13 protein-coding genes and 1 pseudogene are annotated in these 12,006 nt (G+C 69.1%); 12 read left to right on the forward strand and 2 right to left on the reverse strand.

Annotation, left to right across the window (positions count from 1 at the left end; all coding sequences use genetic code 11):
• Nucleotides 1–302 precede the first annotated feature (302 nt).
• On the reverse strand, nucleotides 303–1,415 hold the full coding sequence (locus C2R22_RS11915; RefSeq protein ID WP_103425949.1) for a pyridoxal-phosphate-dependent aminotransferase family protein: 1,113 nt from the start codon (nucleotides 1,413–1,415) through the stop codon (nucleotides 303–305).
• Nucleotides 1,416–1,657: 242 nt separating this feature from the next.
• Here C2R22_RS11915 and C2R22_RS11920 point away from each other — a divergent pair, with 242 nt between their 5' ends.
• Both C2R22_RS11920 and C2R22_RS11925 read left to right on the forward strand, forming a co-directional pair.
• A complete protein-coding gene (locus C2R22_RS11920; protein ID WP_103425950.1) occupies nucleotides 1,658–1,837 on the forward strand; it encodes a hypothetical protein in 180 nt (59 codons plus the stop codon).
• 257 nt (nucleotides 1,838–2,094) lie between these two features.
• A complete protein-coding gene (locus tag C2R22_RS11925) occupies nucleotides 2,095–2,610 on the forward strand; it encodes an Lrp/AsnC family transcriptional regulator (protein WP_103425951.1) in 516 nt (171 codons plus the stop codon).
• 12 nt (nucleotides 2,611–2,622) lie between these two features.
• On the opposite strand, the gene C2R22_RS27670 is transcribed toward C2R22_RS11925, so the two are convergent.
• Entirely contained in the window at nucleotides 2,623–2,829 is a 207-nt protein-coding gene (locus C2R22_RS27670; protein ID WP_449329044.1) for a DUF7560 family zinc ribbon protein, read from the reverse strand.
• On the opposite strand from C2R22_RS27670, the gene hisD reads away from it, so the two are divergent.
• The 10 genes and pseudogenes from hisD to C2R22_RS26330 all read left to right on the forward strand — a co-directional run bounded on the left by hisD (nucleotide 2,818) and on the right by C2R22_RS26330 (nucleotide 11,995).
• Entirely contained in the window at nucleotides 2,818–4,119 is a 1,302-nt protein-coding gene (gene hisD / locus C2R22_RS11930; protein ID WP_103425952.1) for a histidinol dehydrogenase, read from the forward strand. The genes C2R22_RS27670 and hisD overlap by 12 nt on opposite strands.
• A 28-nt stretch (nucleotides 4,120–4,147) precedes the next feature.
• A complete protein-coding gene (locus C2R22_RS11935; RefSeq protein WP_103425953.1) occupies nucleotides 4,148–5,242 on the forward strand; it encodes a DUF2891 domain-containing protein in 1,095 nt (364 codons plus the stop codon).
• Nucleotides 5,243–5,311: 69 nt separating this feature from the next.
• Entirely contained in the window at nucleotides 5,312–5,674 is a 363-nt protein-coding gene (locus C2R22_RS11940) for a HesB/IscA family protein (protein WP_103425954.1), read from the forward strand.
• 68 nt (nucleotides 5,675–5,742) lie between these two features.
• On the forward strand, nucleotides 5,743–7,404 hold the full coding sequence (locus C2R22_RS11945; RefSeq protein WP_103425955.1) for a thiamine pyrophosphate-binding protein: 1,662 nt from the start codon (nucleotides 5,743–5,745) through the stop codon (nucleotides 7,402–7,404).
• Between the two features lie 63 nt (nucleotides 7,405–7,467).
• Nucleotides 7,468–7,718 (forward strand): annotated as a pseudogene (locus C2R22_RS26325) (DUF5816 domain-containing protein).
• Nucleotides 7,719–7,868: 150 nt separating this feature from the next.
• Nucleotides 7,869–8,219 carry a DUF7116 family protein gene (locus tag C2R22_RS11955; protein WP_173862798.1) on the forward strand — a complete coding sequence of 117 codons (351 nt, stop codon included), beginning with the start codon at nucleotides 7,869–7,871 and terminating at the stop codon, nucleotides 8,217–8,219.
• A gap of 63 nt (nucleotides 8,220–8,282) precedes the next feature.
• Nucleotides 8,283–9,248: a metal-dependent hydrolase gene (locus C2R22_RS11960; RefSeq protein WP_103425956.1), complete on the forward strand. Its 966-nt coding sequence runs from the start codon at nucleotides 8,283–8,285 to the stop codon at nucleotides 9,246–9,248.
• Nucleotides 9,249–9,327: 79 nt separating this feature from the next.
• On the forward strand, nucleotides 9,328–9,966 hold the full coding sequence (locus C2R22_RS11965) for a hypothetical protein (protein WP_103425957.1): 639 nt from the start codon (nucleotides 9,328–9,330) through the stop codon (nucleotides 9,964–9,966).
• The gene (locus C2R22_RS11970) at nucleotides 9,963–10,625 is read left to right on the forward strand and encodes a hypothetical protein (RefSeq protein WP_103425958.1); all 663 of its coding nucleotides are present in this window, start codon (nucleotides 9,963–9,965) and stop codon (nucleotides 10,623–10,625) included. Before C2R22_RS11965 ends, C2R22_RS11970 begins: the two co-directional genes overlap by 4 nt.
• A 110-nt stretch (nucleotides 10,626–10,735) precedes the next feature.
• Entirely contained in the window at nucleotides 10,736–11,995 is a 1,260-nt protein-coding gene (locus C2R22_RS26330; RefSeq protein ID WP_245902748.1) for a hypothetical protein, read from the forward strand.
• Nucleotides 11,996–12,006 lie beyond the last annotated feature (11 nt).

Consider the following 12,006-nt stretch of genomic DNA (forward strand, 5'->3'; position numbering starts at 1 on the left):
GTTCTGCGTCTTCACACATCACGTTCTCCCGTTCCGCCAGCGTGGGGATAACTTATATCGAACCTCTGACATAGTAACCGGCGAGAACGTGCGTCACGTTCGTCGAGGTAAGTGGGTCCGTGACCCGTCGACCGTCGGTTGGCCGTCTGCCATACCGCGTCTCCATGTCCCGACGCTCCGCTCGGTTGACAGTGTCGGACGGGAGCCACCGCTCGTCCGTTCGGCGGTCGGAGACGACGCGAGGTGAGATAGTCGGAGGCGACGTGAGGTGAAGTGCCCGGGCGTTCACCGACCGGTCGTGTTCACAGTCCGGCGACGTCCTCGATGGCGTCGGTCAGTCGCTCGACCGACTCGACGTCGTGTTCGCCCATGTGGCCGATGCGGAACGTCTTCTCTCCCAGAGCCGACCCGTAGCCGTTCGAGAAGACCATGTCGTACGTCTCCGACACCTCCTCGATGGTCGCGGCCACGTCGATGCCCTGGGTGTTCTCGATGCAGGCGACCGTCTGTGACTCGTACCCCTCCTCGGGGAACATGTCGAAGTGGTCGTCCGCCCACTCGCGGGTGTACTCGGCCATCTCGCGGTGCCGTTCGCTCCGCCCCTCGTGGCCCTCATCGAGCATGTGTTTCATCTGTTGTCGATAGGCGAGCATGATCGGAATCGCCGGCGTCGAGTGGGTCTGACCCTTCCGGTCGTAGTAGTCGAGACACCGCTGGAAACCGCCGTACCACGACGCCGACTCCTTGTCGAGTTCCCGCTGGTACGCCTCGTCGCTCACGACACAGATGGCAAGACCCGGCGGCATCGCGAACGCCTTCTGCGACGAGGCGAAGAGCACGTCGATGCCGTGTGCGTCGATGTCGACGTAGTCGCCGCCGAGCGACGAAACCGCGTCGACGACGAAGTACGTGTCGGGGTACTCGCTGACGACGTCGCCGATCTCCTCGATGGGGTTTCTCACGCCCGTCGAACTCTCGTTCATCACACAGCCCACCACGTCGTAGCCCTCGTCGCTCGCTTCGAGCGCCTCACGGACGTCCTCGGGCTTGACCGCCTCCCCCCACTCGTACTCCAGTCGGTCGACGTCCTTACCGAGGCGCTCGGCGACGTTGGCGAACCGTTCGGAGAAACTGCCGCACGTCGCGACGAGGACGTCGTCGTCGACGAGGTTCAGCGTCGCCGCCTCCCAGAACTCCGTCCCCGACGCCGTGAGCACGATGACGTCGTTGTCGGTGCCGAGGAACGTCTTCGTGTCCTCGACGATGGTCGTGTAGAGGTCCGTCATCCGGTCCATCCGGTGCCCGAACATCGGCTGGGCCATCGCCTCGATGACGTCTTCTCGCACTTCGGTCGGTCCGGGGATGTACAGCGTCTTGTCCGGATAGTCGCCTGTGTACTCGCGTTTTTCTGTCACGGAAGCCACCTGAGTAGAGGTTTCTGTGTGGCCGGCTGTGATGGTACTTTTGATTTCGTCGGTGCGACCGCGTCGCGGCGGTCTCGGTCGCCGTCGCGGCGGTCTCGGTCGCCGTCGCGGCGGTCTCGGTCGCCGTCGCGCGCCGTTTCGGTTTCGACGCGTCGGTCTCGGCGTCTCGTTCGTCCGCTCGCCTCTCGACAGCCGGCGCCATCGCCGCGCGGACCGGCGCGACCCGGGAGGGCGTGTTCCAGACGTTCACGTCCGGGACCATCCCAGAGACCGTTGCCGAGCGCGCCTCGGCGACGGCCATCGTGACCAAGCGCGCCCTCGACGTCGGCGACCGCCTCCAGCAGTCGGTCACGAAACTCGGCGAGCGGGCGACCGGCCGGGTCGACCCGCTGAAGGGTCCCACGGTGCCGTGAATCGGCTTACACCGAGGTGGCGTCGGTCAGTACCTCGACGAGCGCCGATCCGTCGCACGCGGACGCCCCGCCGCGGCGAACCTCGTGCCCGATGGCGAACACCGCGTCGGTCGTCGTCGATACCGTCCACCCGCCGACAGGTCACAGGACCGTATCCGCAGGGTGGGGTGGGAACTCGCACGACCCTCACGTGCTCGCTCGGAGACCCGACCACCGCAACGGTAACGTTCATGCGGCAGGCCCGTGGTAGGACGGATATGACTCTCGAGGGACTCGACGATCTGGACCGAGCGATCCTCGGCGCGCTCCAGCGCGACGCACGTCACACCTCTTCGGGCGAGATCGCAGAGCGAATGGACGTCTCCGCGTCGACCGTCCGAAAGCGCATCCAGCGGCTCGAATCGGAGGGAATCATCACCGGCTACCACGCCACGGTCGACTACGAGCGGGCCGGCTACCCGCTCTACATGGTGCTCATCTGCACCGCGCCGATCCCCGAGCGCGAGCGACTCGCGGACGAGGCGCTCACCGTCGCCGGGGTGGTCGACGTCCGCGAGATAGCCACCGGGACCGAGAACGTCCTGGTCACCGTCGTCGCCGCGGACGCCGAGGAGTTGACGGATTCGGCCCGCCGACTCGTCGAACTCGGCTTGACCATCGGCGAGGAGGAACTCATCCGCGGGGACCGCTCGACCCCGTTCGACGGGTTCGTCTCCGACGCGGCCGACGCCGCGGACCGGACGGAGTCGGCGGAGTCGTCTGACACGCCCTGACGGACAGTCGGCTCACTCCTCGAAGTCGTCCGGGCTGGTGAAGTCGCCAGTCTCGACCGTCGCCTCGCACAGCACGCAGCCGTCGTCGAGGAGCGCCGCCCGGAGGCCGCTGTCGACGGCCGTCTCGACGCTTCGGGAGGTGCCCGTCGACGGCGTCGACGACCGACGAGTCGGAACGTCTTTTCTCCCGCCGACTGTATCGCCGATATGACTCTCGATCCCGACCTCGACGTCCGCGCCGTCGGCGACCTCCGCCCGGCCGAGCGGGAGGCGCTGTTCGCGCGCGACGCCGGCGTCGCCGAAATCCGGAGCGACGTCCGCGACATCGTGACGCGCGTCAGCGACGAGGGCGACGTCGCCGTCCGCGACTTCTCCCGCGAGTTCGACGGCGTCGAAGTCGGCAACATCGACGTGACGGATCAGGCCGAGCGTGCCGTGGAGGAGGTGGACGACCGAGTCCTCGAAGCGATTCGGACCGCCATCGACAACGTCCGGTCGTTCCACGAGCGTCAGGTGCCCGAGGACTGGCGTGTGGAAGAAGCGGGCCGCGAACTCGGGCGACGCTTCCGCCCCATCGAGCGCGTCGGCGTCTACGTCCCCGGCGGTGCGGCGGCCTATCCGTCGAGCGCCATCATGGGCGTCGTTCCGGCCGTCGTCGCCGGCGTCGAACACGTCGCCGTCGCCACGCCGCCCGCCGACGAGATGAACCCGGTCACGCTCGCAGCCATCCACGAGGCCGGCGCCGACCGGGTGTACGCCATCGGCGGTGCGCAGGCCGTCGCCGCCCTCGCGTACGGGACCGACACGGTGAACCGCGTCCAGAAGGTCGTCGGCCCCGGAAACCGGTGGGTGACGGCGGCGAAGGCCGAGGTCCGGGGCGAGGTGGAAATCGACTTCCTCGCCGGCCCGTCCGAGATTCTCGTCCTCGCCGACGACTCGGCGCGAGCGGAGTACGTCGCCGCGGACCTGCTCGCCCAGGCCGAACACGACCCGAACGCCTCCGTCGTCTGCGTCACCGACTCCGAGCGGGTCGCGGAGGCGGTCGTCGGGGCGGTGCGTGAACACCTGCCCGCACGCGAGCGCAGCGAGGTCGCACGGGAGGCCGTCGAGAACGACGCGTCCGGCGTGTTCCTCGCGCGGTCGATGCCCGAGGCCGTGCTCTTCGCCGAAGAGTACGCCGCCGAACACCTCTCGATTCAGGCAGCGGACGACGAGGCCCTCCTCGACAGGATATCGAACGCCGGCAGCGTCTTCCTCGGCCCGTACACGCCTGTCGCGGCCGGCGACTACGCCTCGGGCACCAACCACGTCCTGCCCACGGGAGGCGGCGCACGCCTCCACGGGGGGCTCTCGGTCGACACGTTCCTCCGGTCGTCGACGGTTCAGCGCTTGTCGAAGGAGGCGCTCGGAGCGCTCTCGGAGACCATCACGACGCTCGCGGAGGCCGAGGGGCTTGAGGCGCACGCCGAGAGCGTCCGGACGCGTCTGGACGACGAAGCCGGTAACTAAAAGCGCGAGCGGAGAGTCCACCGCGAGCATGGTGCCGTTCGACGAAGTCGACCGTGAGACCCTCCTCTCGGGCCGACGCGACTGGATGGACTCGGACCACGCAGCGGCGCTCTCGCGGCATCCGCTGGACTGCCTGGAGACCGAGTACCCCCACTACGTCGGGGCCGTCGGCGGTTCGGGCGAGGCACCCTCTCCGAAGCGACAGCACCCGGTCTTCTACGGCTGTTTCGACTGGCACTCCGCCGTCCACAGCCACTGGTGTCTGATCCGTCAGTTGCGACTGTTCGAGGACCACCCCGACGAAGCCGCCGTCACCCGGAGCATCTCGGGGCGGTTCACCGCGGCGAACGTCGAGCGGGAAGTCGAGTACCTCGACGACCATCCGTCGTTCGAGCGACCGTACGGCTGGGCGTGGCTCCTGCGACTCGCCGCCGAACTCCACCTCTGGGACGACGAGCGTGCGGACGAGTGGCGCGCCGTCCTCCGACCGCTCGAACAGTCGGTCGTTGACCTCGTGCGGGACGGGTTTCTCTCCCGGCAACGGCCGATTCGCGTCGGCACGCACCACAACTCCGCGTTCGCGCTCCAGTGCGTTCTCGACTACGCGGCGGTCACAGGGGCGGACGGCCTCGCCGTCGCCGCCCGGGAGCGGTCACGGGCGTTCTTCGAGGGTGACCGGAACTACCCCGTCGAGTACGAGCCGATGGGGTTCGACTTCCTCTCGCCGGCGCTCGCGGAGGCGGACCTGATGCGCCGCGTGCTCGACCGTGAGGCGTTCGTGGCCTGGGTCGACGAGTTCCTGCCCGAACTGACGGAACCGCCGTACGACGGGGCCCTCGACCCGGTCGAGGTGGACCCCGAATCCGCGGACGGGAGCGAACTCCACCTGGTCGGCCTGAACCTCTCGAAGGCGTGGTGTCTGGCGGGTGTGGGCTCGGCGCTCGGCGACCACCGGTACGCGACGGCGTTCGAGCGGAGCGCCGAACGGCACGCCGTGGAGGGCCTGGAGCGGGCGTTCACCGACGACTACGCCGGGGCGCACTGGCTCTCGTCGTTCGTGCTGTACCTGCTGACGCGAAACGAGGGCGGGGTCGCCCCCGTCGATGGCCGTCCGGACGCCTGACACCGGGACGACACCGGCCACCACAGGTCCCTGCGTCAACGTTAACTCGCTGGATGAGTGAGTAAGGGTATGAGCGCAGAAGCGGCTAACGGGGAGGAAGCTCCCGTCAGAGTGACGGAGGTCGCGGCCTCCGAGGCGCTGTCGCTCCTGGAGGGCGAGGGCCTCGACACGGACGTCGCGGGCCTTCGACTGTTCGTCCAGCAGGGCGGCTGCGCCGGGCTCTCGTACGGGATGCGGTTCGACGACGAACCGGAACCGGACGACGCCGTCACCGAGCACCACGGCCTCCGAATCTTCGTCGACCCGGCCTCACAGAAGTACATCGGCGGCTCCACCCTCGACTACGAGGCCGGCCTCCAGGCGGCGGGCTTCCACGTCGAGAACCCCAACGTCGTCAGCGAGTGCGGCTGCGGCGAGTCGTTCCGGACGTAGGCCTCTCACCTCCGCTCGCTCTCGCCCCGAAGACCAACCTATTTCACGGCCACCCGTGACGCTCAGACATGACCACGGGTGCGGACCTCTTCGTCGAAGCCCTCGAATCGTACGGCGTCACCCGCCTGTTCGGTAACCCGGGGACGACGGAACTCCCGCTGATGCAGGCCATCGGCGACAGCGACGTCGAGTACGTCCTCGGCCTCCACGAGGACGTGGCCGTCGCCGCGGCGAGCGGCTACGCGACGTCCCGCCGCTACGACAGCCACAGAGAGTCGGGAGTGCTCCCGCTGGGCGTCGTGAACCTCCACCTCGCCGGGGGGCTCGGCCACGGCCTCGGTAACCTCCTGAACGCGGACTTCTCGGGCGCGCCACTGCTCGTGACCGCCGGCAACCACCACCGCGACTTCCAGCAGGAAGAGCCCATCCTCTCCGGCGACCTGGTGTCGCTCGCCGAGCAGTACACGAAGTGGGCCGCGGAGGTCAAGGACGTCGCGGCGCTGCCGACGATGGTTCGCCGGGCGGTCCGGACCGCGCTGACGCCGCCGACGGGTCCCGTCTTCCTCGCGCTGCCGGTCGACGTCCAGCAGGCCGAAACGGACCAGGGACCACAGCGGCTGGGCCCGATTCCGACCGCCGGGCGGGGTGACAGCGCGGCCATCGACGACGCGGCGCGGGTCGTCGCCGAGGCGAGAGAGCCGGTGGTCGTCCTCGGCGACGAGGTGGCCCGGAGCGGCGGCGTCGACTCCGCAGTCGAGTTCGCGGAGGCCGCCGGCGCGCGCGTTCACGGCGAAATCCTCGCCGGCGAGGTGAACTTCCCATCCGAACACGAGCAGTGGCGCGGCCCGCTGTCGACGCGGGCGGGCTACACGGCGACGGCGATGGACACCGACACGCTCGTCTTCGTCGGCTGTTCGACGAACACGACCGTCTCCCGACCGACCGAGCCGCTGGTCCCCGACGACGCCACCTGCGTCCACGTGACGAACGACGGCTGGGAACTCGGCAAGCACGCGCCCGCCGACGTGGCGGTGCTCGGCGACCCCGCGCAGGTGCTCTCGGAACTCGCCGACAGCGTGCGAGAGGCGGTCGACGAGGACGAACGCGCCCGGCGACTCGACGCCGTCCGCGCGTGGGGGGCCGAGGGGAACGAGCCCCCGGACGTCGCCGACGGCCGCTCGACGAAACACGGACTCGCACGGGCGCTCGCCCGCGTCGCACCCGAGGCAGTCGTCGTCGACGAGGGCATCACGGCGAGCCCCGCCCTCCACTCGACCTTCCCGTTCGAGCCGACGCAACTCGTCGGCGAGAAGGGCGGCAGCCTCGGCTTCGGGGTCGGCGCGGCGGCCGGCGTCGCCCTCGCAGAACGCGAGGCCGGCCGCGACCGCTCGGTGGTCGCGTACGTCGGCGACGGCTCGTACCTCTACTACCCGCAGGCCATCTACACCGCGGTGCGGTACGGTCTCGACCTCACGGTCGTGGTGCCCGACAACCGCAACTACCGTATCCTGAAGGAGAACACGGCGCTGCTCATGGGGGGCGAACCGGACGACTACGAGTACGAGGGGGTCGACTTCGACCCCCCGGCCGACCTGGTCGCGAGCGCCGAGAGCTACGGCGCGCTGGGCCTGCGCGTCGACGACCCGGCCGAACTCGACGCGACCCTCGAACGGGCGCTCGGTCACGACGGCCCCGCGCTCGTCGACGTCCCGGTGACCGACGACGGCTGAGCGACGACGGCTGACCGACCGCGCCTGAGCGTCGACAGGATATAAACCACCGGAACCGTGTGGATGGGTATGCAACTCGAAGCCGCCCAGACGAAGACCGGTGACACGGTGTACGTCGCCGAAGACGAACCCGAGCGGGGGTCGAAGGGACCCTTCTACGTCGTCTACGTCACGCCGGACCGCGAGACGCGCTGGGGTACCGCTGTGGCAACTGCGACTCGCTCGACACCGCGATGGACACGATGGGGCGCATCGAGTGTAACGACTGCCGGAACGTCCGCAAACCCGAGGAGTGGGACGCGGCCCACGAGTGACCGGGGCCGGAGGTCCGGCAGCGCCGCTGTCACCGTGTCTCGCTTCACCCACACGACGGCGTGCGGTCGCTGCCGGACCGACAGCGGCCTCTCTCAGCCTGTGAGACGGGTGACAAGATTTATCATGGCGTGAGTGGTATCGATTCCCACATGGCCCCTGTTACCATGCCGCCTGTAGAGGAGGCACGGGCCATCTTCCGACGTCTCGGGTACGAGGTGTCGGGGAATGGCCCGGAACTGCTGGCCGAACGCAAGTGGCGGACCGTCCGCGTAACCGCACTCGGCGGGGACGCGGAGCACGCCGTCGCCGACGGCGGGTCCGTCCGCGAGGCCGACTATCGATTCCAGTGCTTCGTCACCTGGACGGACCGAACAGGGGAACTCGTCGACTGCCTCCGGCGCGCGGCGCCGGAGTGTGAGTGGGCGGTCATCGGCGTCGACCACGACTCCGAGGAGTACGACGTCGTCCACGGGACCGAGGCGGCGCCGGCGTCGGCGTAACGCTCGCCGCCGCGAGACTCGTTCTCACACTCGATTTATGCGTCGGAGACGCGAACAGTAGGTATGTTCGTCGGCCACGCCGCCCTCGCGTTCGCGGTCGTCGCCGGACTCGCCGCCCGACGGGTCGAGCGCCGCCAGGCGCTCCTCGTCGGCCTCGTCGCGGCCGCGTTCGCGGCGATTCCCGACGTCGACATGCTCTACGCACCGGTCGGTCTCGTCGGCGCGCGACTCGACGCGCTCGCGATGGCCTCCGCGTTCTGGTCGACCTCCACGGTGGTCCACCGCGGCGTGACCCACTCGCTCGTCGTCGCGTTCCTCGTCGGCTGTGTCGCCCTCCTGTGGTTCGTCGGGACCCGGAGGAGACACTCGTCCCGCGGCACGGGTGCGCTCGTCGGAAGTCTCGGCCTCGGAACCGCGCTCGTCGTCGGCGTCGGACTCGACACCGGCGCGCTCGGCGGGGCCGTCACCGCCCTGTTCGTCGCCAGCGCCGTGGGCGTGGCGTGGGCGACGGCGCGCCGGACAGACCTCGGCGTCCGTCCTGTCGCGGTCGCCGCCGCGTTCGGCCTCCTCTCACACCCCTTCGGCGACGTGTTCACCGGAACGCCGCCGGCGTTCCTCTACCCGTTCGACGTCGTACTCGTCTCGGAGCGCGTCACCCTCGCGGGCGACCCGACGCTTCACCTCCTCGCGGCGGGCGCGCTGGAACTGCTCACTATCTGGTTCGCCCTCTCCGTCCTCGTCGACGGCTCCGAACTGAGCGTCCGCGACCTGATCGCCCCGCGGGTCGCCGTCGCCGTCGGCTACGCCGTGAGCGTCTTCTTGATCCCGCCGCCGACGCTCGACCTCTCGTACCCGTTCGTCCTCAGCGTCGTCTCGGTCGGCGCCATCGGCGTCATTCCACACCTGCACCTCCGGAAGTCGCGTCGACGCCGGGTGTCCGTTCCCAGCCGAACCACGGCGTTCGTCACGGCGCTGGCGGCCGTGACCGTCGCGTGGGGGGCGTACGCGGTGGCCTACCTCGTCGTGTGACTCGTCCGCAGTCGCGTTCGAGCGTCGCCGACCGTCCGTCGTCGAAAGGGGTTTGTCCCACTCCTCCCCTGTCGTACGTATGTCGCGACCCAGTGGACTGCGGCCGGTCGTCGAGAGCGCGCGGCTGAACGCGGCGCTCGCGTGGGCGCTCGTCGTCCTGCTCGTCGCCGCCGTCGCCGTCAACGCCCTCCAGGGGCACGTCGTCTGGGCCGGCTTTACCGCCGTGCTCGTCGTGCTCGCGGTGATACCCGCCGTGCGCTACGGGAACCCGGCCGCGATGCTGCCGTGGGAGGTCCTGCTCCTGGCGTCGCTTCCAGTCGTGGGGCGGACGTTCATCGTCGGCCAGCGCGTCGGCGAGTTCACGCTCACCGGTCGGGTGACGACGTACCTGGCCGTCGCCGCCGTGGCGCTCGTCATCGCCGTCGAACTCGACGTGTTCACTCCCGTCCGAATGAACGAGGCGTTCGCGCTGCTGTTCGTCGTCGTCACGACGACGGCCGCCGCGGGCGTCTGGGCCGTCACGCAGTGGACGGCCGACCTCTTCCTCGGGACGTCGCTGCTCCTCGATGGGCGGCCGGAGGCGGTCATCGAGCGTGAACTCATGTGGGACTTCGTCGCCGCGACGGTCGCCGGACTGTTCGCGGGGGTCCTCTTCGAGTACTACTTCCGCCGGCGAGAGCGCGTCCGTGCCCCCCTCGAAGAGGTGGTCGAGGGATGAGACTCCGCGACCGACTTCGCATCGGCGTGACGACCCAGCGCCGCCTCTCGCGGGCGATGCAGGTCGTCCTCGTCGGCCTGGTGTTCATCGGCCTCGACCGCGGGAACGTCGGTATCATCGCCAACAGCGCCATCGCGCTCGGGGTGACGTACCTGCCGGCGACGCTCGAACGCGACTACCACATCCCGATGGACGCCGGCCTGACGCTGTGGATCACCACGGCGGTGTTCCTCCACGCGCTCGGCACCGTCGGCCTCCCGGGGTCGCAACTCAGCTTCTACCAGACGCTCTGGTGGTGGGACCACCTCACCCACGCGCTCTCGGCGTCGGTCGTCGCGGCGGCCGGCTACGCCACCGTCCGCGCCATCGACCTCCACACCGAACAGGTGTACCTCCCCCCGAAGTTCACCTTCGTCTTCATCCTGCTTTTCGTCGTCGCCTTCGGCGTCCTCTGGGAGGTCATCGAGTTCGCCGTCGGCGGCCTCGCTTCCCTCGTCGGCGGGGACGCCGTCCTCACCCAGTACGGCCTCGGGGACACCCTCTTGGACCTCGTGTTCAACACGATCGGCGGCGTCCTCGTCGCCGTCTGGGGCACCGCGTACCTCGGCGACGTCGTCGGCGCGCTCGCCCGGCGTTTCGACGCCCGGACGTCCGAGTAGTCGTCTCGGTCCCGCGTCTCCGTCGACGGTCCGCGTGCGATTCGTTATCGTTGTAGAGAATGTAAGACTAACGTATATATGCGCACGTACACCTCGGTACACTCGATTGTATGTTCAGTGCGGATACGCGGGGGGCGACCGTCCAGGTGGGGGCGATTCTCCTCTTCGGGATGATAATCGTCTCGATGTCGTTTCACCAGTCGTTCGTCGTCCCACAGGAGAACCGGGCGGTCGAGTTCGAACACCAGACCGACGTCGAGAACGAACTGAAGCGGCTTCGGAACGCCGTTCTCAGTTCGGCGCTCACGGACACGGACCGGTCGACGGAGGTGACGCTGGGGACGGCGTACCCACAGCGGACGATGTTCGTCAGCCCGCCGCCGGCGAGCGGACGCCTCCGGACGACGTCGCTCGGTCCGGTCGTCGTCGGCGGAGCGACCGCCGCGGGCGAGACCGGCGACTACTGGAACGGGACGAACCGCTCGTTCGTCACGAGCGACGTGGTCTACGAGCCGAGCTACACGGAACTGCAGAACCCCCCGACGACGCGGTACGAACACTCCGTGCTGTACGACAGCTACGGCGAGGACAACGCCGTCGCACAGACCGGTCAGGTGCTCGTCGACGGGACGCAGGTGACGGTGGTCGTGGTCAACGGCTCGTACCAGGCGGCGCAGACGAAGGCGACGTCGGTCGACCTCGACGTCGTGAGCGGCTCCACCCGGTCCGTCTCGGTGACCGACGGCGGCGACCCGGTCACGCTGACGATTCCGACCAACCTCCCGGAGGACGACTGGCGCGCGCTGCTCGAAGACGAACTGGACCTGGGCGCGCTGGCGCAGGAACTCGACACCGACTTCGAGGGCGGGTCGTTCGGCGCGTGGACCGAAAACGCCGCCGAGGCGGGCGTCGACGGCAGCCACGACGGCACGACGGCTCCGGGTCCCGAGTCGGGCTACCTCGACTCGCACGGGACGGTCACCTCGCCGACGATGAACACGAGCGGGTCGGTCTCCATCGACGTCTCGTTCTGGTGGCAGATGGACGCCGACCGACCGCCCGAGTCGAGTCAGAACGAGGACCTCATCGTCGAGTACCGGGACGTGAGCGGCTCGTGGGTCGAGGTCGACCGCGTCGACTCGGCGAATCCGAGCGTGACCCCGGAACCGAGGGAACGCGGAGCTTCACCATCACGGACCCCGACGCGATGCACGAGGACTTCCGCTTCCGCTTCCGACAGGAGGGGTCGTCGAGCGAGGACCGCTGGCACTTCGACAACGTCGACATCACCTCCGACACCGGCTCGGGTGACAACGACGCGTACATCGCCGGCTTCTCGTACAACGCCACGCCGGACCCGAACCGCCTGACGCTCACGTTC

The sequence above is a fragment of the Salinigranum rubrum genome, assembly GCF_002906575.1.
In the GTDB taxonomy this organism is placed as follows: Archaea; Halobacteriota; Halobacteria; order Halobacteriales; family Haloferacaceae; genus Salinigranum; species Salinigranum rubrum.